The sequence below is a fragment of the Herbaspirillum sp. SJZ107 genome, assembly GCF_006715485.1.
In the GTDB taxonomy this organism is placed as follows: domain Bacteria; phylum Pseudomonadota; class Gammaproteobacteria; order Burkholderiales; family Burkholderiaceae_D; genus Telluria.
Genome location: NZ_VFNH01000006.1, coordinates 152348 through 173289, shown reverse-complemented (window position 1 = coordinate 173289; position 20942 = coordinate 152348). Strand labels below are relative to the sequence as shown.

At 58.2% G+C, this 20942-nt stretch carries 18 protein-coding genes and 1 other annotated feature; of the genes, 6 read left to right on the top strand and 12 right to left on the bottom strand.

Annotation, left to right across the window (positions count from 1 at the left end; all coding sequences use genetic code 11):
• Positions 1-16: 16 nt before the first annotated feature.
• The 11 genes from FBX97_RS28695 to FBX97_RS28645 form a co-directional block, all read right to left on the bottom strand.
• Positions 17-1240 carry an efflux RND transporter periplasmic adaptor subunit gene (locus tag FBX97_RS28695; protein WP_075796157.1) on the bottom strand — a complete coding sequence of 408 codons (1224 nt, stop codon included), beginning with the start codon at positions 1238-1240 and terminating at the stop codon, positions 17-19.
• Positions 1241-1243: 3 nt separating this feature from the next.
• Complete coding sequence (locus tag FBX97_RS28690; RefSeq protein ID WP_141839242.1) at positions 1244-2518, bottom strand: TolC family protein; 1275 nt, start codon at positions 2516-2518, stop codon at positions 1244-1246.
• 56 nt (positions 2519-2574) lie between these two features.
• Complete coding sequence (locus FBX97_RS28685) at positions 2575-4506, bottom strand: cytochrome c/FTR1 family iron permease (protein ID WP_075791031.1); 1932 nt, start codon at positions 4504-4506, stop codon at positions 2575-2577.
• A 23-nt stretch (positions 4507-4529) separates the two neighbouring features.
• Positions 4530-5768 carry a sodium:proton exchanger gene (locus FBX97_RS28680; protein ID WP_075791032.1) on the bottom strand — a complete coding sequence of 413 codons (1239 nt, stop codon included), beginning with the start codon at positions 5766-5768 and terminating at the stop codon, positions 4530-4532.
• A 100-nt stretch (positions 5769-5868) separates the two neighbouring features.
• Positions 5869-6297 (bottom strand): hypothetical protein, encoded by a 429-nt coding sequence (locus FBX97_RS28675; RefSeq protein ID WP_141839240.1) that lies wholly within the window; start codon positions 6295-6297, stop codon positions 5869-5871.
• Positions 6298-6945: 648 nt separating this feature from the next.
• Positions 6946-9912: a Tn3 family transposase gene (locus FBX97_RS28670; RefSeq protein ID WP_141839238.1), complete on the bottom strand. Its 2967-nt coding sequence runs from the start codon at positions 9910-9912 to the stop codon at positions 6946-6948.
• Positions 9913-10002: 90 nt separating this feature from the next.
• A complete protein-coding gene (locus tag FBX97_RS28665) occupies positions 10003-10566 on the bottom strand; it encodes a recombinase family protein (RefSeq protein WP_075791073.1) in 564 nt (187 codons plus the stop codon).
• A gap of 255 nt (positions 10567-10821) precedes the next feature.
• Positions 10822-11616, bottom strand: a complete 795-nt coding sequence (locus FBX97_RS28660) for a sulfite exporter TauE/SafE family protein (protein ID WP_053821759.1) — start codon at positions 11614-11616, stop codon at positions 10822-10824.
• Between the two features lie 11 nt (positions 11617-11627).
• Complete coding sequence (locus tag FBX97_RS28655) at positions 11628-12065, bottom strand: DUF6691 family protein (RefSeq protein ID WP_053821758.1); 438 nt, start codon at positions 12063-12065, stop codon at positions 11628-11630.
• A 10-nt stretch (positions 12066-12075) separates the two neighbouring features.
• Positions 12076-12507 carry a YeeE/YedE family protein gene (locus FBX97_RS28650; RefSeq protein ID WP_053821757.1) on the bottom strand — a complete coding sequence of 144 codons (432 nt, stop codon included), beginning with the start codon at positions 12505-12507 and terminating at the stop codon, positions 12076-12078.
• 12 nt (positions 12508-12519) lie between these two features.
• Positions 12520-12828, bottom strand: coding sequence for a metalloregulator ArsR/SmtB family transcription factor (locus FBX97_RS28645; protein ID WP_053821756.1), 309 nt, complete (start codon positions 12826-12828; stop codon positions 12520-12522).
• A gap of 124 nt (positions 12829-12952) precedes the next feature.
• On the opposite strand from FBX97_RS28645, the gene FBX97_RS28640 reads away from it, so the two are divergent.
• The 4 genes from FBX97_RS28640 (at position 12953) to FBX97_RS28625 (ending at position 16276) form a co-directional block, all read left to right on the top strand.
• Positions 12953-13702, top strand: coding sequence for an MBL fold metallo-hydrolase (locus tag FBX97_RS28640; RefSeq protein WP_053821755.1), 750 nt, complete (start codon positions 12953-12955; stop codon positions 13700-13702).
• 28 nt (positions 13703-13730) lie between these two features.
• On the top strand, positions 13731-14159 hold the full coding sequence (locus FBX97_RS28635) for a beta-lactamase hydrolase domain-containing protein (protein WP_053821754.1): 429 nt from the start codon (positions 13731-13733) through the stop codon (positions 14157-14159).
• 478 nt (positions 14160-14637) lie between these two features.
• Positions 14638-15782, top strand: a protein-coding gene (locus tag FBX97_RS28630) for an IS3 family transposase (RefSeq protein WP_141839235.1) whose coding sequence is annotated in 2 segments (ribosomal slippage) — positions 14638-14896 and positions 14896-15782 — 1146 coding nt in all. Because the reading frame shifts where the segments join, the coding sequence is not laid out codon by codon here.
• 17 nt (positions 15783-15799) lie between these two features.
• Positions 15800-16276, top strand: coding sequence for a TlpA disulfide reductase family protein (locus tag FBX97_RS28625; protein WP_255517676.1), 477 nt, complete (start codon positions 15800-15802; stop codon positions 16274-16276).
• A gap of 342 nt (positions 16277-16618) precedes the next feature.
• Here the strand turns inward: FBX97_RS28625 and FBX97_RS28620 are convergent.
• Positions 16619-17841, bottom strand: a protein-coding gene (locus FBX97_RS28620; protein ID WP_141839230.1) for an IS3 family transposase whose coding sequence is annotated in 2 segments (ribosomal slippage) — positions 16619-17553 and positions 17553-17841 — 1224 coding nt in all. Because the reading frame shifts where the segments join, the coding sequence is not laid out codon by codon here.
• Positions 17447-17563, bottom strand: a sequence feature (AL1L pseudoknot). Its footprint overlaps the gene before it by 117 nt.
• 92 nt (positions 17842-17933) lie before the next feature.
• Here FBX97_RS28620 and FBX97_RS28615 point away from each other — a divergent pair.
• Both FBX97_RS28615 and FBX97_RS28610 read left to right on the top strand, forming a co-directional pair.
• The gene (locus FBX97_RS28615) at positions 17934-18524 is read left to right on the top strand and encodes a hypothetical protein (protein WP_141839228.1); all 591 of its coding nucleotides are present in this window, start codon (positions 17934-17936) and stop codon (positions 18522-18524) included.
• Positions 18524-20053: a hypothetical protein gene (locus FBX97_RS28610; RefSeq protein ID WP_185748794.1), complete on the top strand. Its 1530-nt coding sequence runs from the start codon at positions 18524-18526 to the stop codon at positions 20051-20053. Before FBX97_RS28615 ends, FBX97_RS28610 begins: the two co-directional genes overlap by 1 nt.
• The last annotated feature ends 889 nt before the right edge of the window (positions 20054-20942 follow it).

Sequence of the window (20942 nt, the reverse complement as noted above, 5' to 3'; positions counted from 1 at the left end):
CCGTGGAAGCGTCATGTTAATCATCATCACCACCTTCGCCTTTGCCCAGCTCGGCTTTCAGTACATAGCTGTTGGTCACGGCGACGCGCTCGTCACCCGTCAAGCCAGAGACGACCGTGACATAATTGCCATTGGACGGGCCGAGCGTGACAGGCCTGACTGCAAAGCCGTCATTCGTACGAACGAAGACGGAAGGCTTGTCCTCGACCGTCTGCAGCGCGTTCTGAGGGACAGCCAGGACAGTCTTTCCGTTCGGATGCTCCAGCAGGACGGCAGCGCGAACTGTTTCACCCACCCGCCAGAGACCTTGGGCATTCGGCAGGGTCGCCAAGGCCTGCACCTGACGCGTGTTTGCGTCGATCACCCGCGATACGAAGGCGATATGTGCAGTGCCATTGCGGGTCGGCGTGGAGACGTCCACCGCGGCGCCCACATGCACACGACTGGCATCCTCGGGGGCCAAAGCCAGCGCGACCGACACTTCGGACAAGTCGGCGATACGGAAAAGCTCAGTGTTGGGTCCAACGACGTTGCCCAATACCGCTTGGCGCGCAACCACGTAGCCTTTGATGGGGGAGCGCACCACAAGACGGTTCAAGGGGCCACTCCCGCTGCCTCCGGCAGCAGCCAGTCGCTGCTCGGCGAGCCGGTAACGTGTCTGCCCTTCAGCTGCGGCAGCCTTGGCAGCGATATAGTCTTGTTCGGCTGACACTTTTTCTTTGAACAGCCGCTCTTCGCGCTGCAAGGTGCCCCGCGCGAGTTCGCGGTCTCGCCGTGCCGCTTCCAAATCCGCTCTCAGCTGAGCCGCCTCGCCACTTTCGACGACCGCGAGCACATCACCACGATTTACTGGCTCTCCTAAATTACGGTGCAGGGCGGTAATCCGACCACCAACGGCGACCGCAACCACTTCGGAGCGTGAAGGACTCGCATCGATCATCCCTGGCGCTTCGACCGAGTCGGTGGCGATCTGACGTACTGGTGCTACCTCGATGCTCGATGCGACAAGTTGTGCATTCGTCATGCGAATGGTGTCGGCTTTACCCTTCTCGGAGGCTTCACCTTTCTCAGCCGACTCCCGTTTCTCTGCCTCTTCAGTTTTGTCATTCTTGCGCTGTTCGCCCGTGTGTTCCACATGCGGTTGTTCGGCAGCTGGTTCCCTGCCAGCCTGCGGTGATTTGGAGCACGCTGCCAGCCATAACAAGCACGCGTAGATGAGGGGACGGTAAAACTTGGGCATCAATCAGTCCTTATAAATTGGGTCGAGGTGTCCGAGCAGTCGCGCCAGACGAGCGCGGGCGTCGTGAAACGTGGCCAAGGCGTCGATGGCAGCTTCCTGCGTCTGTGACAGAGAGCGTTCGGCCTCAATCAGATCGAGTTGCGAAAACTTGCCCTCGGCGTAGCCGATACGCGCGATACGCGCCGCCTCCTGGGCCGCAGCTAGCTCGGGACCGCTCGCAGATATGGCGCTCGCCCTAGCGTCAGTGACGTCGGCCCGGGCAGATGCAAGGGCTTCAGCGAGGTCTAGTGCGGCAGCGTTGCGTTCTGCTTCCGCCTTGTCCAGTTCGGCCCTCGCACGGGCCACCTCTGCATCGCCCCGGTTGAACAGGGGAAGTGGAATCGATAGCGCGACGACTGCTGCGGTGTCGCTTGTTTCCTTTATCCGGCGCGTACCTGCGCTGACGGTCAGGTCTGGGATGCGGGCGCGACGCGCGCTATCTACGCGCGCACGGGCAGCCGCCACCTGGGCCTCGGCGGCCGCGCGTGACAGCGAGCTTTCTGGCGCATCGATCCCGGCTTCTGCACTCGTATCGTCGAACCACGGCGCCACGATTGCCAATGGTTGTGTTGCCCCGATTAATCGGGCCAGGTTTGCTCGCGCCACTTCTGTCGCACGCGCGGCACGACCTGCGTCGACATCCGCTCTGAGACGCTGGGCGGACGCTCTCTGTTCGTCGATAGGGGAGACCTTGCCGGCACCAACGCGAAGGTGTGCGACGCGTTCAGTCTGCACTGCCAGTTCCCGCCGTTGATCCGCTATCCTGAGACGCCGTTCGCTTGCCGCGACGGCAATGAACGCCTGGGTTATTTTTAACGTCAGGTCTGCTTTGGCGACGGCAACACCAATTTGTGCCGCCGACTGCTCGGCTTGTGCGACCCGAGTGCGGGAACTACGTTTCCCGCCAAGTTCCAGCGGCATCGCGACAGAGTAGGTCGTTTCGCTTCCGCCGAACCGTGCATAACGACCTGTGCCAAGAATGTTTTCAGCTTCCACGGATAATGTCGGGTTTGGAAGCAATCGTGCGGCCTGCACTGCAGCGTCGGCACTATCGACCGCGGCCTTGGCGCCCTGAACCCCAGGTGCACTTTCCTGAGCGCGTGCAACAGCTTCCCGCAATGTGAATGCCTGTCCAGTCGCAAATACTGTTTCAGCATGAAGCGGCTGTGCCGTCGACAAGACATTGGATAGTATCGCTATGAAGAGGAATTTCGATATGTTATGAGAGCAGTTCGCCATGCAGAACCTTTACGTACGGATATTCGCTATTTATAAACTCTGCAGTTACTGGAGGGTCAAGCACTTTCTGCGTTCAAGTTTTTTCTAGAGCGCAGATTGTATGTAACGGAAATAATTACGACGGCGACGAGCAGCAGTTGGGCTGTCAAGGTCTGCAAAGACGGGTAAATACCAAGAATCTCGATGTGCGGAGCGCTAACCGCCGTGTTCTCGAATATCCCCACTTTTTGCAGAGCGGCCACTCCCTTTCCGATCAATACCGTGGCGAGCACCGCAACCAGGGCTGAGCTGAATGCGAAGAACTGGCTTATCGGCAGACGCGCAGACGACCGCAGCAGGACGACTGCGATCGCGCTTAAAATCGCGATTCCGCACCCCAGACCTGCGAGCATGTACGGACCGTTCCCATCGCTCCACAGAGCCGCGTAGAACAGTACTGTTTCGAAGACTTCACGATAGACGGTCACAAAAGACAAGGTAAACAGCATTAATGCCGAGCTCTTTGTCAGTGCCGAAGATAGCTTGTCGCGCACATACGCCTGCCAGCGGCCGGCAAGACTCTTCTGGTGCATCCAGATTCCCACCGTGAGCAGGACAATAGCGGCAAACACGGCGGAGAAGCCCTCTGTCATTTCGCGGCTGGCGCCAGACACATCTACAAGATAGGTGGCCACTCCCCAGGTCGCGGCGCCGGCAGTCAATGCGGCGACCCAGCCCGCGTGAATGTACGGCAGAACATCGCGACGATCAGCCTTCTTCAGGAAAGCGATCATTGCAACTACCACCAGCAACGCTTCTATGCCCTCCCGCAGCAGGATCGTCAGTGCACCGATGAAGGTCGAGAGTGGATCGCTGGCTCCGCCAAGCGCCGCCTGGGCTTCGGTCAACAGGTCCTGAAGGCGCTGCTCGATAACCCGCGCTTCGGCTGGTTTTCCCGACGTGATAGCGCTTCGAAACGCGCCCATCGTCGTTTCGATGTGGTTGAACAAAGATTCATCCTTTGCCGCAAGTGCAGGTTCTACCGGCTCGAATCCATCGAGATAGGCAGACAGTGCCAGCCGCGATGCGCCTTGCATATCGCCTTTGTCGATAGCCGCCACGCTCTCTCGCAGCTTCGCCTTCGCCAATGGCAAGGTGTCTACGGTAGCGGCGCCTGCCGACGCCGGGGTTGACCGCAGGTACGCTACTAGCGGGCGAGCCACGTCAGCGCCAACGGTCGACACGAGGTTCGCTTCGGAGAGTTGGCTTAGCTTGGCTAAATCCGGCACGGCGGCGTGTAGATTCGGGCGCGACGCCCAAAGCGCTGCACCGGCCTGGCGGTCGTTGTCGCTGTACGAAAGTGATGAAGCGAAGTAGGCGAGTGCCCATCGGTCGTCATCGGACAGTTGGGCAAAACTGGGCATGGACGTACCTTGCACCCCATGCGTGATGATCTGCTGTAGTGCGAAGACACTTCGTTCCCGCGCCCTCGTATGGTCGGCGAGGACAATCGGCGGTGGACTCAGTGTCACTGACAGCGGCCCGTCGGAACGGCCAGACACGCCATGACATGCCGCACAGTTCGACTGATACAGTTCTGCGCCACGCTTCAGGTCGGGCAGCCGAACCGGGGCCATTGGGATTGGATAGATTGTGACGAGAGCAGCGGCTAAGGCGCGTGCTTGCGCCGAAACCACCTCGGCACTTGCTTTCTGGTCAATAGCGAGTCGAAGCTTATGAGCATTGGCAACCAGATCCTGCGACGGTGGCGGAGCCAATTCACCTAGTTGGCGCTCGGCGGCAGTGGCGAACTCCTGCATCTCGGCATACTCGGCGGCGCTCGAAACCGTGCCATCCTTAACCGCCTTTCTATAGTCGACGGCTAGATAGTCCAGTAGTTGCCAGATCTGCTTGGCCTTCGTCTGTGTCGACTGTTCGTCGGCATTGGCCATCGAAACGGATAAGAACAGCCAGGAGACGGCAATAACAAAATTACGAATCAAGTACATAAAATTTACGAAAAAATTGCTGCTTATTGGATGGGGGCGGGACCGCGGACAACTGATCTGATCACTGAAGCGAGACCAGGAAGTTGCTTAAGGAATAAGGGGACAGACAAGCCTAGATATACCCAGGCCAATATGGTCAATGAAGCGATAACCTTTCCTTCGTCGTGCTGAAACACGAACGCGATCGCAATCTGAGCGGCAAACAGCAGGATCAGAACCATCCCGCTCCATAGCGAGAAGCGAAGGCGTAAAAGCAGTGAAAGCGCAAAAATTGACTGCGCAGCGGTCAAGAAAAACTCCTCGTGCTGTCGCCCGTCCAGGCGCAACCCGATGACATCGCCGGCACCGAAGCTCATAGCAAGGGGAAGCATCCCAACCAAGAGGGTCCACTGATTAATTTTGTCGCTGATCATGGTTGTCAGCGCATTGGCAGCACGTCGGGAAAGCACAAAGAGGATGGCGATTGAAATCGATGGGGCCTCACTGGCGATCGGCGCGATCCATTGAATGAGCAAAAACTCGTCGATGCCGATTTGCCGTCCGGATGCGACAATAGCTTCGGCGAAGGGTTCAGCTGACATCAGGATGGCGAATGCCGCGAACAACCCGAGGCCTGCCATCCAGGCCCACTGGGCGCAAAGCGGCAGTGCCGACAGCGCAGCGGCGGGTCCTGGCTCCTCATCCTCTTCGGCCGCTTCGCTGTTCTCTGCTTTTGGAATGCGGCCCACCTGCCATATATAGCATGCGAACACGGCGAACAAGACGGCAAAATCGATCAGATCGATCCGGTTTTTGAAAAGGATTACAAATCCATACACGCTTGCGAGCAGCAGGAAACCAATTTCGAGCCTGTTCGCGGAGCCGAGCACGATGTGCCGCTCTCGATTACGCCACCAGTGCAGCAACATGATCGTAGGCCAGGCAAGACCGACGAGCATGCGATTGGCCCCGGTCATATTGGCGGCAGCATAATGGACGTAACTGGACTCTGGAGCTTTACCCGCCTGAAACGCGTAGTACATATCGACAGCGTATTCGGGCAACACGGTGACCAGAGCAACTGCCGCGAGAATCAAGCCTTGGGAAATGTGCTTCTCAGCCGTCTCCGCTCCCCACGAGAGCATGAACCCGGCGGCTACCACTGCAATACCGAAAGTCGAGGCAGCAGCAAGAGGTGACAGCTTCCACCCTGTCATTCGGACGAAAAGCGCGGGAACAATAGCGGCGAACGCGATGCCAACAAGCATCAAAAATCGTTTCATCTGTGAACTCCTGTCTTGCCACATGCGGGGTAACGACACAATTTGGTAAGTGCCTGACCAGACTCGTCGGCGTTGCCGAAGTAACTGATGCTGCGACCGTTCACGAAGCGGGCTTCAATATCTGGATTACTTGTGGCACCGTGCCATCCTTGCAGAATGGCGGTGAGATCTCGACCTTGTCGTGGACATGGAGTTTTATCGAAGCAGGGACCAACGCACTTACATATCGATAAGAGCGAAAGTGAGACACCGAAATTTCGGCATATCGGTTTTCTGCTATTTGCTCGGCGCTGAGCCCGGCAAGACACTTGGGGCGATCTTGCTGCAGTTTCTCCACAGTATAAAACTCGGTTACCCACCCGGTTTTACTGTTTGGCCCCAGTCGTGGATCAGCACACCCCGCCAAACCAATCAGCGTAACCAGTCCAAGGGCGTGAATTGTTATGTTTGTCATCATTGTTCCTTCATCGATCGGCGTTCCACCGTGCGTCATGTACAAACGCACGGCAGTACAGGTGATGTCACGCATGGTGACAACCTGACGGTACCTAGCAAGGAATTAAAACGACTAGGTCAGCGAGATCTCTCGCACGAGCCTTGAAAGAGCGTAGAAGAAGGCACGCCGTCAGCTCAGCTGACGTGACGCCACTGGGGCCGGATTGGCCCGTCTGGAATGTATGATCGATACTCGAGGAACGTCGATGGGAGGAGTATCGATACCTGAGCAGGCGAAGGTGCGACACCGAGCGTGCTCACCGGAAGCGGTGCGGCAAAGTGACAGAACACGTGGCATCCGGCACAGCAGCCCATCTTGTACTTGCTATCCTCACCCGTGAATGACGCAGGTAACTCAGACGCCGTCGAGGCACTCAGCGCTGGGGACGATGCAGTGCTGAACTCAGCCAGTTCACGCACGCCTGCCACCGCTGCCCACGTAGTGTGAAGCGGTATCAATGCCATCAGCAGGATGAGTAAAAGGCGTTTCATACAAAGCGATTATACACAAGCACACCCAAGATGCCCGGAGTGGACTTCCGCCCACTGCGCTAAACATTCCTTGCCCCTAGCAAAATTTCGCCGAGCCAACAATCTTCATAACTTCGCCGATTTTCCTTGACTCTGAGGTCGCTACAGGGGGCGAACAGGGAAAACGGAAAAAATCGGGCGCTAAGCCCTATCACCGCTCCTTGAAGTCCCGCAGCGGCCGGTATTTCCCCTCATCGACCTTCCGGTTCTGCCTCCAGACGTAATCCCCGGTCAGGTTGATGTGCTCCCAGCCCAAGGGCGACAAGAATTGCAGCAGGCGGGCATCGGGGAGCTTGCCCGACTCGCGCAAGGCCTGCGTTGCCCTCTCCAGATAGACCGTATTCCACAGCACGATGGCGGCTGTCACCAGGTTCAGGCCGCTGGCGCGGTACCGTTGTTGCTCGAATGTCCGGTCGCGGATTTCGCCCAACCGATGAATGAAGACCGCCCTGGCCAGCGCGTTGCGCGCCTCCCCTTTGTTCAAACCGGCGTGCACGCGGCGGCGCAGCTCGACGTTCTGGAGCCAGTCCAAGATGAACAACGTGCGTTCGATCCTGCCCAGCTCGCGCAGCGCGATCGCCAAGCCATTTTGCCGCGGGTAGCTGCCGAGCTTGCGCAGCATGAGGGAGGCCGTGACGGTCCCATGCTTGATCGAGGCGGCCAGGCGCAGCACGTCGTCCCAATGAGCGCGCAGGTGCTTGATGTTCAAACTACCGCCGATCATGGAGCGGAGTGCCGGGTGGTCCGCTACCTTGCCGGGCACGTACAGCTTGGTGTCGCCCAGGTCGCGGATGCGTGGCGCGAAGCGGAACCCGAGCAAGTGCATCAGCGCGAACACGTGGTCCGTGAACCCGGCAGTGTCAGTGTAGTGCTCCTCAATGCGCAGATCCGATTCATGGTACAGCAGGCCGTCCAGCACATAGGTTGAATCGCGAACGCCGACGTTGACCACCCTGGTGCTGAAAGGGGCGTATTGGTCCGAGATGTGGGTGTAGAACAGCTTGCCCGGCTCGGCGCCGTATTTCGGGTTGATGCGGCCCGTACTCTCCGCCCGTCCGCCGGCGCGGAAGCGCTGGCCGTCCGACGAGGACGTCGTGCCGTCGCCCCAGTTCTCAGCGAACGCATGCTTGAACTGGGCGTTGACGAGATCGGCCAGGCCCGCCGAATATGTCTCGTCCCGGATGTGCCAGGCCTGCAACCAGGACAGCTTCGCATAGGTCGCCCCCGGGCTGGATTCCGCCATCTTGGTCAGGCCGAGATTGATCGCGTCGGCCAGGATCGCCGACAACAGCAGCGTGCGGTCTTTGGCCTGTTCGCCGCTCTTGAGGTGGACGAAATGGCGGGTGAATCCGGTCCAGTCGTCCACGTCCATCAGCAGCTCCGTGATCTTGATACGAGGCAGCAGGCCGCCGGTGATGTCGATCAGCGCCTGGGCCTCTTCCGGAACCACGGCATCCTGCGGGCTGATCCGCAGTCCGGTTTCGGTGATAATCGCGTCGGGCAGTTCATTGGTCAGCGCCAGGTGGTTGACCTTGGCCAGTTGCTGTTCGAGCAGCAACAAGCGGTTATGCAGGTATTGGTCACAGTCCTGGTTGACCGCGATCGGCAGTTCGCACGCTGTCTTCATGGCACCGAATTTCGCCGTCGGCAGCAGGTATTCCTCGAAGTCGCGGAACTGGCGCGATCCCTGGACCCAGATATCGCCGGACCGCAGCGAATTCTTCAACTCCGACAGCACGCAGATTTCGTAGAAACGGCGGTCAAGCCCCTCGTCGGTAATGACGAGCGGCTTCCAGCGCGCCTTGACGAAAGTGATTGGTGCGTCGTCGGGCACCTTGCGCGCGCCGGTCATATTCATTTCGCGCAGCACGTCGATTGCGTCGAGCACCGCTTGCGCGGCCGGCGCCGCCTTCAGCTTGAGCCCATCCAGGAACTCGGGTGTATAGCGGCGCAGCGTGCTGTATTGGTCGCCGACCAGCGACAGGTGGTCGAACGACTCGGGCTGCGCCAGCTGGCCGGCCTCGGTGACGCTCAGCGCGAACTCAGACCATGGAAGGATCGCCTCGATCGCGGCGTATGGGTCGCCGCCCGATTCCTTGGCTTCAACCAGTGCTCGGCCGACCTTCGAATACAGCCGCACCTTGTCGTTGATCGCCTTGCCCTGCTTCTGGAAGTCCTGCTGATGCTTGTTCTTGGCGGCGCTGAACAGCTTGATCATGATTCGGTCGTGCAGGTCGACCAGTTCGTCCGTCACGGTGGCCATGCCCTCGATGGCCAGCGCCGCCAGCGTCGCGTAGCGTCGCTCATCCTCGAACTTGGCCAGGTCGCGCGGCGTCATCTGCGCGCCTTCGCGGGCCATCTTCAGCAGCCGGTTCTGGTGGATTTGGCGGCCCAGCCCGTCCGGCAGGGCGAGCGACTGGAACACTTTGAGGCGTTCGATGTGCTCGCGCATGTAGCGGGAATTGGGCTTGAGCGGCGACTGGCGGAGCCACACGAGCCAGGTAATGCTCATGTCAGGCGCGACGTTGAGCAGGTTGTCCAGGGAGCGCTTGTGGTGGCGCTCCAGCGGCTCGATCAACGTGCGATAGAGCCGCCGGTTCGCCCTCGTCACGGCCTCGGCGCAGGCGCGCTCGATGACGGTCAACGCCGGCAGAATGATGCGCTTCTGGCGCAGCGTTTCGAGGGAATGCGCAGCCAGGATCATGGCCTTGTCGGTCTGCATGGCGAGGTCAGCCAGGCTGTGTACCAGCTTGCGGAAATCAGGCAGGCCAAACACGGACAGCCCGAGGTAAGCGCGCAGCTCGTGCAGGTGCTCGTTGCGCGTTTTCTCCCGTCCGCCATATTCCGGCCAGGCGCCGGCGTCGCCGCGCACCTGCTTGGCAACCCAATGGATCACAGGATCTGGCAGCATGGTGTCGCTGGCCAACGCGTAGCCAGGGTAGCGCAGCAGGCACATCTGCACGGCGAAGCCGAGGCGGTTTGCGGCGCCACGGCGTTGCCGGATCAACGCCAGGTCGGCGTCCGTGAAGCTATATTGTTGGATCAGATCATCCTGACTTTCGGGCAACACGAGCAGGCTGTCGCGTTCAGTATCGGAAAGCAGTGAGCGGCGTGGCATTTGTTCGATTTCTTGGAAATCTGATGAAAGAGAAGCACATGGAGCAGAGAATCCGGGCTCAGGGCTGTCCGATCATGAGTGCATGAACGTTCATACGGTGCGCGTTTTTAGGTACTGGTAGAGGGTTTCTCGACTGATGCCAAGGTCGCGGGCCACGACCGCTTTCGGCTCGCCGGCGGCGACCCGAGTGCGTAGCTCAGTCACACGCTCGGGCGCGAGCGCTTTTTTGCGGCCACGGTAGGCCCCACGTTGCTTGGCCAGCGCGATCCCCTCGCGCTGCCGTTCACGGATCAGGGCGCGCTCGAACTCGGCAAAGGCGCCCATGACCGACAGCATCAGGTTCGCCATTGGCGAGTCCTCACCGGTAAAGGCCAAACACTCCTTGGCGAACTCGATGCGTACGCCGCGCCTGGTCAGGCTCTGCACAAGGCGCCGGAGGTCATCCAGGTTGCGGGCCAAGCGGTCCATACTGTGCACGACCACGGTATCCCCCTCGCGCACGAAGCCCAGCAGCGCTTCCAGCTGCGGCCGTTGAGTGTCTTTGCCCGATGCCTTGTCGGTGAATACCCTGTCGACTTGTGCATGTTCGAGCTGCCGGTCCGGGTTCTGGTCGAAACTACTGACCCTGACGTAACCGATTCGTTGGCCCTTCAAGGAACCTCCTTGTTGTGAATGTCAGGCTGAAATCTATGAGCCTTCCGGTCAGGTGTCAATAAAATGTTTATATGACTCTATCCTGACGCATTTTGCAGGGCCCTCCTGACGCCTAATTGGGGTGTAGCCTAAGCTCACATGCTTAGGTGACGGCGAAAATGCGAACGGGGTTTCTTAATGCTGTTCTACGAACGAGTGATTCTCTGGCCAAGAGAGCCAGCAGGAGCATATGGGTTGTGTTATCGATCGTTTCCTCTACAGTGATTTAAAAGTCATCATTGCAGCGACCCCGAGACATATCACCCCGAAAGCAGCTTTCAGATACTTTTGCGGAAGCCGCGAGGTGAGCACACTGCCGACTCCCATCCCGACTATGCTTCCTGCTGCGAACGGGAGCGCGACACCAAGGGGAAATTTTCCTGTAGATAGGCTGGCCGCTACGCCAGTTAGCGAAACAAGTGCGATAACACCGAGCGAGGTAGCGACGACCGATTGCACCGCTAAATCCGTGAAACGCTGCAAGGCCGGCACCATGACGAACCCGCCGCCTACCCCGAGCAAACCGGACAGAATGCCCGCAATGGCACCTGCGATCGATAAGGCGCCGGCGCACTTGCTCGTCCAGATAAACCGTCCACTCATGTCGTCCCGAATGCAGGGTCGATCCAGAGTAAGAGAGGTGGACTCGACACTGCGGCCGACGATTTCACGGAAGGTTTTATATGCGACCCAGGCGAGAATAGCGGCAAACAACAGGCTGAGCAGTCGCGTGTCCAAACGGTGAGCCAACCATACACCGAGTGGCGCGAGCAGGATGCCAGTGCCGGCAATGAGCACGGTCGCGCGGTAGCGCACAATCCCAGCCTTTAAGCCCATCAAAGCACCTGCTGCGGCAGAAACACCGACGGCGAGCAGGCCAACGGGGCCGGCTTCGGCGATCGTTAAGTGCATGCCGAAGACAAGAAGTGGGACCGCGAGAATGCCTCCCCCAGCTCCTGTCAGACCCATGACAATACCTACCACCGCCCCCAAGAGAAGACCCGTAATCATCACAGCCCCGGTTACGCGGCCGGTGATGCGGCTTTGGCTTTTGCTCGTTCGAGCAGTTCAAACAACGCCATTCCGACCAGCATGGCGATGAAGAACAGCAAGGGTTTGGCGCCGCCTTGTGCGAGCGATGCGAGCGCAGGACCGGGACAATAGCCGGCCAGGCCCCAGCCGACGCCGAACGCGAGTCCGCCGAGCACGAGACGGCGGTCAATTTGCGTAGCCGTCGGCAAGCGCATGGCGTCGCCCAGGATCGATCTCGGACGTTTGGCCGCGAACGGAAACACCAGCGCGCCGACGACTACAGCGCCGCCCATCACGAACGCAAGCGACGGGTCCCAGTTTCCGGCCAGGTCCAAAAAGCCGAGCACCTTCGCGGGGTCGCTCATGCCGGACAAAATAAGCCCCAAGCCGAACAACAGGCCGACCAACAGCGACATGAAGATTTTCATTTTTGCTCCCTTAGCCGACAAGATGGCGAACAACGTAGACGGTCACGAATCCGGCGGACATAAAGGCTACGGTAGCCACCATCGAACGCGGGGAGCGACGCGACAGCCCGCACACGCCATGTCCGCTAGTGCAGCCCGAACCGTAACGGGTACCGATCCCTACCAGCAGTCCGGCCAGGATCAAGACCGGGTAACCGGCCTCGATGTGCACTTGGGGCAGGGGAGCGATGCTTGAAAACACGAGAGGAGAAAGCACTAGGCCGCCCACGAACGCAAGACGCCAGGCGATATCGCCCCTTGCGGGCGTTAACAGGCCACCCACGATGCCACTGATGCCCGCAATTCTTCCGTTAAATACCAAGAACAGTGCCGTGGCTATTCCGATCATCAGCCCACCCGCCAGCGACGTCCAGGGCGTGAAATTGTTCCAGTCAATCATCATTACAGCCTCCTATTACGTTGGGCAGTAAAGTTGGTACAACACCTGTAGCACTGCCAGTGCCTCACTACTGGAGATGCTGTAGAAGATCTGCTTGCCCTCACGGCGCGTATTCACTAGTCGCTCTTCGCGGAGCACGGTCAGCTGCTGTGAAAGCGTAGGCTGCAAGATCCCAGTGATGGTTTCCAGCTCTTTGACCGAGAACTCGCCCTGCGTCATCTGGCATAGCAAGAGCATACGGTCGGGGTTGGACAGTACCTTCAGAAGCTTGCTAGCCTCCCCAGCTGCGGCATGCAGTTTCACTAAATCAATTTGCTTTGGCATGGCCACGTAGATCCGTTTAAAAGTAACACTTTACACGAACATTATACCATAACATAATATATTAAACGTAGAGACGATGATCCATGTGTCGAACTCTGATCACGACGACTATTAAGGAGCGCCCATGATTTTTAGACAACTGTACGAACCCCTGTCGAGCACTTATACCTATCTGCTGGGGGACGAGGACACGGGACAGGCAGTCCTCATCGATCCCGTGATTGCGACCATGGATCGGGATCTGGCCGAGGTGCACAGGTTAGGTCTGACCTTGGCTTACACGGTCGATACCCATATCCATGCCGACCACATCACCGCAGCTTTGGAAATGAAGCGTGCCGTGGGTAGCAAGATTGCCGCGCCTGCCTACGATCAGTTGTCATGTGCCGATGTCGGCATCGAAGAAGGCAGGCCATTTCAGGTCGGGGGTATTACTTTGCAGCCCCTGCATACCCCCGGCCATACCGACGGGCACTTTGCCTATCTTTTAAATGACCGCGTATTCACAGGCGACGCCTTACTTATCGAGGGGTGTGGCAGGACTGACTTTCAAAACGGTGATGCCGATGCGCTCTACAAAAGCGTGCGAGAGAAGCTGTTTGCTTTGCCCGACGAAACCTTGGTCTACCCGGCGCACGACTACCAGCAGCGTTTTGTCTCCTCGATCGCGCAGGAAAAGAAGCGTAATCCCCGCCTGGGCGGGGAAAAGACGCTCGAAGAGTTCAGGGACATCATGGCCAAGCTGAACCTTCCATACCCTAAGTTCATTGACTACGCTGTCCCGGGGAATAAGCAATGTGGCGTCTGTCCCCCAGACCTGCCAGAGAACTTGGCCAGCTATTGCCGCCAGATGACCCAGAGCCCGCAGGGCTGACGTGCCGCTAACCAACGGAGAAATTGAAATGACAAACTTCAAGCAAATAGGGGATGGCCTGTTCATCGGTCCCCAGCCTTCGGGGCAGGATTTGGTGGAGGCGAAGCAGCAAGGCATTCACACCGTAATTGACATGCGTACGCCTGGGGAAACGGCCACCTCGAACGCCGAGTTGGTCAGGAACAGTGGACTGGATTACTTCAATGTACCAGTCAACAAGACAGCCCTGTCAGAGCAGCAGATTGACGAGTTAAGTCAAGTAATGCAGAGAACACAAGGGCCGCATTTACTGCATTGCGCCACTGGCACGAGGGCCGCGTTGCTGCTCGCGCTTAGTCGTGCAAAGCAGAATGGGTGGACAGCGGAACGCACGTTCGAGGAAGCGCAAACCATGGGGTTCAACCTTCAGGGTTCCGCTGATTTCGCCAGCTTCGTCAGGCAAGTCACGGCCAAATAGATGTTCATTCGCAACTAGAACTGCAAGTTAAAGTTCACAAATTTCGATTCAGGGAGCCACTTTTTGGATGCTGTACGATTTGGGCCGCTCGTCGTCCCTGTACAAGTAGCACTACTCTTAGCAGGCATAACGCTTGCCCATTCTGTTGCCGCGTGGTTCCGCACGAGGCGCGGTGTCGATCCGGGCCCCGTTCTTTGGAAGATGATCGTGTTCGGTTTCCTCGCCGGACGCTCGATCTTCGTATTAAGACATCATGAGATTTATTCCAATGCTCCATTGTCGATCATCGACTTTCGTGATGGAGGCTTCGACAACCTGGCCGGTTTCGCGACGGCCGTTTTGGTTGGCATGGAATTGTCACGGCGCTCGACGACACTACGTAGGCCGCTTCTGACTGCAACCTTGACGGGTTGCTTTGGCCTTCCCCCACCACGACGGACACTTTCGATAGGTATGATGTCCCTATCGGAGGTATTACATGGCACGTGAAAGACGGGTGTTTTCAGAAGAGTTTAAGCGCGAAGCAGTCAAGCTGGTAGGCCAGCCCGGCGCGAGCAAGGCGGCGATAGCCCGTGACCTTGGCATCGGTGCCAATTTGCTGGGACGGTGGTGCAGAGATGCCAATGTCGATGCAGAGGTCGCAGTCGGGCGCGAGAAGGTATCGGCCCAAGAATATGAGCGCATGCGGCGTGAGCTGGCGAAGGTCAAGACGGAGCGCGACATACTAAAAAAGGCGCTCGGCTACTTCGCAGCCGACCTCAAGTGAAGTACGGCTTCATCGCCAAATATCGAACCATCTGGCCTACGCGAATGATGTGCCGTCTACTCGGCGTATCGAGCAGCGGCTTTTACGACTGGCTTGGGCGGCCGGCAAGTGCGCATGAACGCGAGAACGCCCAGCTCCTCAAGGCAATCAAGCACAGCTACGAAGCCAGCGATGGCACATATGGTTCGCCGCGCGTAGTGCGAGACCTTATCGACGCTGGTTTTTCCTGCAGTGAGAACCGCGTGGCACGACTGATGAAAGCCGCGGGTATCAAGGCTCGCCACAAGCGGCGTCGGGCACCAGGACAACTTGACGCACCTATTCACGCGATTGCGCCGAATCTGCTGGACCGGCAGTTTGCAGCCACTGGACCGAATCAGAAATGGGCCGCGGACTTTACCTACGTTTGGACCGGCGATGGCTGGCTATTCGTCGCTGTCGTCCTCGACCTGTACTCACGGCGTGTGGTGGGCTGGTCGATGCAACCGACGATGACGGCGCAACTGGTAATGGATGCACTGCTGATGGCTATTTTCCGTCGCGGCCGTCCCCGTGCAGTGCTGCATCATTCGGACCAGGGCTCGCAATACACGAGCGAGGACTTCCAGCGCCTGCTCGAGTCCCACGGCATCGTTTGCAGCATGAGCCGTCGCGGTAACTGCTGGGACAACGCCGCAATGGAAAGCTTCTTCTCAACGCTCAAGACTGAACGTCTGAGCAAAAAGCATTACCGGACCAGGGATGATTTACGCGCTGATGTGTTCGACTACATTGAAAGGTTCTACAATCCACGCCGGCGTCATTCCACGCTCGGCTATATCAGCCCAGTACAGTTTGAAAATCTAAAATGCGCCTAACGGAAGTGTCCGTGACGATGGGGGAAGGCCACTTTGTCTTTTTCGGAGGAAGTGCGCTGAATCATGCCCTTACGCCGGTGGGTGTGCCTGTCCCGACAATTGAGGTACGCCGCCTCGACAACACAACTGTGCCGCTCAGTGCCTTTGTGGGCCGCCCCTTGATTATCAATCTTTGGGCAACTTGGTGTCCGCCGTGCCGACGTGAGATGCCTGTATTAAAGGCTGCACAGCTAGCCCATCCAGAAATCCACTTCGTGTTTGCGAATCAAGGAGAATCAGCAGCAACCGTACAAAGCTACCTCGACGCGAATGGGTTACAAATGCCAAATATCGTTCTCGATCCGGCCAAGCAGGTAAGTGCCCGAACTGGTTCGTCTGGTTACCCCACAACGCTGTTCTATGATGCTCAAGGCCGGCTATACAAGCGGCATATGGGTGAGCTTTCGCGCGCAACACTAACCGAGAAAATCGACAGCTTCTTCGGCTCTCGCTGAGCACTGGGATACCGCTGCTGTTTTATGTCAGCTCTGATGTTCGAGATGATGACATGGCCAGGCTGCCGCCGTTACTGCATGAGCACATCAACATGCTTGGCCAGTATTCCTACTCTGTGTTGGAAGCAGTAGCCAAGGGCTGGCTGCGGCCACTGCATAACCCAGCAAGCAACGAAAAAGTCAGGAGTGGCCTTAACCTGGTTTGCCGTTCCGCTGCACCTCGACCCCTCATTATGTCTTAGCGCCTGATTTTTTCCGTTTTCCCTCTTCACCCCTTAGAAAAGCATCCGGAACGAGAGGATTTGAATCGCCCCGGCTTTCGTGGAGGCCGGTTAGTGTGAGTCAGACCGGGAGGGCCTGACTGCTCAACTGCTTGTAATAGTTTGCCTCAGCTTCTGCCGGCGGTATATAGCCGAGTGGTTCAAGCAGACGGTGGTGGTTGAACCAGGAAACCCATTCCAACGTAGCCAGTTCGACGGCCTCACGCGTTTTCCAAGGAGCGCGGCGGTGGATCAGCTCAGCCTTGTAGAGCCCATTGATGGTTTCGGCCAAGGCGTTATCGTAACTGTCGCCCTTGCTGCCCACAGACGGCTCAATACCTGCTTCCGCCAGGCGCTCGCTGTACTTTATCGACACATATTGCGAGCCCCTGTCGCTATGGTGGACCAGCTCGTTCCGTTCGGGCTGACGCGCGTACAGCGCCTGCTCCAAGGCGTCGAGGACGAAGTCGGTCCGCATCGAGCTGCTGACGCGCCAGCCCACGATGCGCCGGGCGAAGACGTCGATCACGAAAGCGACATAGACGAAACCCTGCCAGGTCGAGACGTACGTAAAATCGCTGACCCACAGTTGGTTTGGCCGCTGCGCCTTGAACTGGCGGTTGACCCGATCAAGCGGGCACGGCGCCTTTGCATCGGCAACCGTCGTGCGCACAACCTTGCCACGCATGACGCCACGCAGGCCAGCCTTGCGCATCAAGCGCTCCACCGTGCAGCGAGCCACTTCGGTTCCCTCACGTCGCAGTTGGCGCCACACTTTGTCGGCACCGTAGACTTGCATGTTCGCCTGCCAGACCCGCTCGATGTCGACACTCAGCACGTCATCACGCTGAACACGGGCACAGCGCAACGCCGGGTTGCGTTGCCGCGCCGCGTAACGCCAGTAGCCCGACGGCGCGACCTGCATCACCTTGCAGATCGGCTCGACACCGTAGGCATGGCGGTACTGGTCGATAAATGCCCTCACGGTTTGAAGTGGCGGCCGAGCTCCGCCTGGGCGAAAAATGCACTCGCCAGACGCAGGATCTCGTTTGCCTTGCGCAGCTCGCGCACCTCTCGCTCCAGCGCCTTGATGCGTTCCTCTTCGGCCGTGGTCGGCCCTGGACGCTGGCCGGTATAACGCTCTTGCTGGCGTACCCAGCGACGCAGCGTCTCAGGTGTGCAGCCGATCTTGGCCGCGATGGATTCGATTGCCGCCCACTGCGAGCTGTACTCGCTCGCGGCCTCGCTGACCATGCGCACGGCGCGCTCGATGACTTCGGGGGAATACTTGGGTTGCTTCTTCATAGCTCCATTTTCTCAAACAATGGAGCCTCTACAAAATCCGGGGCGGTTCACACATCTGCGTGCTTGCGGATCGCTCTAGGAAAGACTGGATTGTGTTTTTCGCGGACGAGGCGCAGAAGCTGCAGGTGATCGAGTACGAGTGGTTGCGGGACTTGCACGATGCACTGGAACTCAAGGGTATCCGGATGATTACGATCCTTGTGGGCCAGCCGCAGTTGCTTGACCAGAAGTCGGCACTCAGAAAGTCCATGAACACGCAGATCGTCCTGCGATTCATGGTTACGGAAATTCGCTTTGGCGGCATCGTATCGGCCGAGGACGTAGCGACATGTCTGGCCGCCTACGATGAATCATGCTATCCGCCAGAGAGCGCATGGACCTTCACAAGATTTTTCTACCCGCGGGCCTTCGCCGCGGGCATGCGTCTGAGTACATACGCTCACGCACTGTGGAAGGCGTTCGAACGCGCACACAAGGCAGCCAACCTGGGAGAGCGAATCGAGATCCCGATGGCCTATTTTGCCAGGGCCGTCGAGCATGCGCTGTCTGAACATTCGGCGGGCGATTCGGACGGTTTTGGTTTCTCGCCGGCGATCTGGGACGAAGCGGTCCTGGAATCGAACTATGTCCTCGCATGCGAGGAAATCCGCCTCGGGTTGCCGTTACCGGATTGGCGGTCGTGATGAGGATCTACGAGGATACGCCACCTCGAAATCCTAAGGAATGGTGCTGGCACCGCAGCTGGTTGACTGGCCACGACTCTGCATATGCTCTGCTGATGAAGTTCGCGTTCCTCAATGCGCTGACTGCACGTGAACTGGCCCAACTCTTCGCCTCACGCGAGCGCGGTAAGCGCACCCAGCTTCTACGAACTCTGCATTTTGATTTGCGCAACAGTGAGAATTTCGATCTTGCCGCCATGGCACGGGCATTTGGCACCGATATGAAGACAGTGGAGGGCGCGTTTCTGGACCGTCGCTTTACCAACCCGCTCGCATCCGATGGAGACCTCAAGTGGTGCGAGGAGTGCCTGGCCTACGGGATGCATTTTCCGGGATTGCAGATGGACTCGATTACCCGATGCCCGCATCACAACGTCCTCCTACGAAAAACCTGCCTGGAATGCGAACAAGCAATCCCGTACACGTTCGCACCAGCCAACTTCAATAAACCGTTCTGCTGTCCCAACTGCCAGGCCGAGATGGGATCACATTTGAAGGTAGCGCGGTCCAAACTTCCAGCATTGCCGCCAGAGTCGGCCACCAACATCGAGCGAATGAACCGGTTCATCGAAGCCTACTCGGCGAGAGTCGAGCGACAGCCTGCATTCCCTCATCCGGATATGCTAACTCTTCCCTGTGCCGAACCCGGAGAGACCGGCGCCTTTCGAGTCTTCGTCGAGCTAGTGGTCGAGGCGTTGCGGACTACAAACAGCCGACATCGGGCAAATGATGGTCTGATCGTCGCGAAATGTGGTTGCGGCGGCCGCCGTCCGTACGAACAGATGCATGAACACTTCAAGTTGGTTGACGATGCTGCGTTTCCGTTCGGAGCGGAGGCCGAACTGACTGTTGCCATACAGGTGTATCGTGCGCTTCGGCGCCGGCACTGGATAGCGTTACGCAACCACCGCGAGTGCGTGCGATCTGCCTGCCGACATTTGTGGTGGGACATGCGAGGGCAGAGGACCACAAGCTTCTGCGCGAAAGCTGGGACCTATATCCGGTGGCGCATGCTTTGGGAGGGGTGCGGCTCTCCACGATATCTGCAGGCCCGACGGAAAACGCCATATTTCGGCATTCTTGGATGGCTACAAGCTAGACCTGCCCCTTATCCTGATGCATGGGAGGACGATCAAAAAGCCTGGATGCTGTCCCACATCTTTGCCAGCGTCTGCTTGGCAAGTTACGACGCGATCGACCGGGCGGCCGAGGAAACGCGTGAATCAATGTGCTGGAGCACAGCGGCCGAAGCCCCGTTTGCTACAACGCACTGGGCTTTACGTGATGGCGAAGCCGGCATACCAACGACTTTGTTTTTACCGGCACGGCGCCCGAAGGGTACCGATGATGCATCGGCCACTTCATCGGCGCAGCACCATGCATGGCATTGCGCCCGGGTTCGGCAAATTGCAGAATCCAAAGCAAAACATCCGACTACCCGGGCCGACGCCATTATTACGAATAACCGTTTCGAAGTTAGACCGACGTAATCAGAACCTGACTCTGTCCGACGCAACATGAGCGGGCAAGTCACGCGTCCACTACTCACTGCGTCAGCCGACGGGCGGAAACGCGAGGTGACAAAGCAGGGCTCGGCAAATCGACATGTACCGTCGCCCGGTCGCGAGGTGTGACGCGCGCTCCTGAAGCGACGTCGCCGTTTCGCCTGTTTGATATCGGGTCGGCTGTTGGGGCGTATGGAGACCCTGAGAGACGCACGCGTCACATTTATTGCAGCAGCCAAGAACTTCCCTTACGTGATTATTGTTCTTATCACGTAAGCGTCCTCTAAAACTCCTTTACAATCAGTCTTGCCGAGGTACTGGCACTAACTCACCAATGCCACAAATTTTGGTCGCAATGTTCAAGTACTACCTTCGCAAAGCGGTGAACCGACCAGATTGGCACGTGAAGGGGGTACGATCCCATGTGCTAAACTCAAAGGATGGTTCGTCACATACTTTACTCGTTGCTTGTAGTGATAGCGCTTCAGCTAAGCTGGAGTGTCGTCACCGTATACTGCATGCACGAGACTGGGATTTCGGCGAACCACTTGGGTCACCATGAGCACAATTCCAGTACGGAGGAGTTGTCGCTGGCGGCCAAGGACGGACAATCTACTGTCAAGAAAAGTGCTGTGCACGATGCGCATTGCGCGTCATATGCGAATCTTGCGCTCGCCGCGCCCGATTCACTTGAGGCGCCTCCCATCACATTGACCTGTGCGAATGCTGCGATCGGAGCAATCGTTCCACCCACGTCCATCTTCCCCTCTCCCCCAGAACGTCCTCAGTGGATCAGTCTCGCCTGATCCAGCGGCTGCTCCTTTTTTGTTCCTTCTTTGACAAGCCCAACCTTGCATCTTTGACTGTGCAATAG

Coding starts and splice junctions, on each gene's coding strand:
- FBX97_RS28640 (WP_053821755.1), top strand. CDS start 12,953: ATGATTTTTAGACAACTGTACGAACCCCTGTCGAGCACTTATACCTAT.
- FBX97_RS28660 (WP_053821759.1), bottom strand. CDS start 11,616: ATGATTACGGGTCTTCTCTTGGGGGCGGTGGTAGGTATTGTCATGGGT.
- FBX97_RS28610 (WP_185748794.1), top strand. CDS start 18,524: ATGAGGATCTACGAGGATACGCCACCTCGAAATCCTAAGGAATGGTGC.
- FBX97_RS28670 (WP_141839238.1), bottom strand. CDS start 9,912: ATGCCACGCCGCTCACTGCTTTCCGATACTGAACGCGACAGCCTGCTC.
- FBX97_RS28625 (WP_255517676.1), top strand. CDS start 15,800: ATGGGGGAAGGCCACTTTGTCTTTTTCGGAGGAAGTGCGCTGAATCAT.
- FBX97_RS28645 (WP_053821756.1), bottom strand. CDS start 12,828: ATGCCAAAGCAAATTGATTTAGTGAAACTGCATGCCGCAGCTGGGGAG.
- FBX97_RS28685 (WP_075791031.1), bottom strand. CDS start 4,506: ATGTACTTGATTCGTAATTTTGTTATTGCCGTCTCCTGGCTGTTCTTA.
- FBX97_RS28680 (WP_075791032.1), bottom strand. CDS start 5,768: ATGAAACGATTTTTGATGCTTGTTGGCATCGCGTTCGCCGCTATTGTT.
- FBX97_RS28695 (WP_075796157.1), bottom strand. CDS start 1,240: ATGCCCAAGTTTTACCGTCCCCTCATCTACGCGTGCTTGTTATGGCTG.
- FBX97_RS28635 (WP_053821754.1), top strand. CDS start 13,731: ATGACAAACTTCAAGCAAATAGGGGATGGCCTGTTCATCGGTCCCCAG.
- FBX97_RS28690 (WP_141839242.1), bottom strand. CDS start 2,518: ATGGCGAACTGCTCTCATAACATATCGAAATTCCTCTTCATAGCGATA.
- FBX97_RS28650 (WP_053821757.1), bottom strand. CDS start 12,507: ATGATGATTGACTGGAACAATTTCACGCCCTGGACGTCGCTGGCGGGT.
- FBX97_RS28655 (WP_053821758.1), bottom strand. CDS start 12,065: ATGAAAATCTTCATGTCGCTGTTGGTCGGCCTGTTGTTCGGCTTGGGG.
- FBX97_RS28675 (WP_141839240.1), bottom strand. CDS start 6,297: ATGCGTGACATCACCTGTACTGCCGTGCGTTTGTACATGACGCACGGT.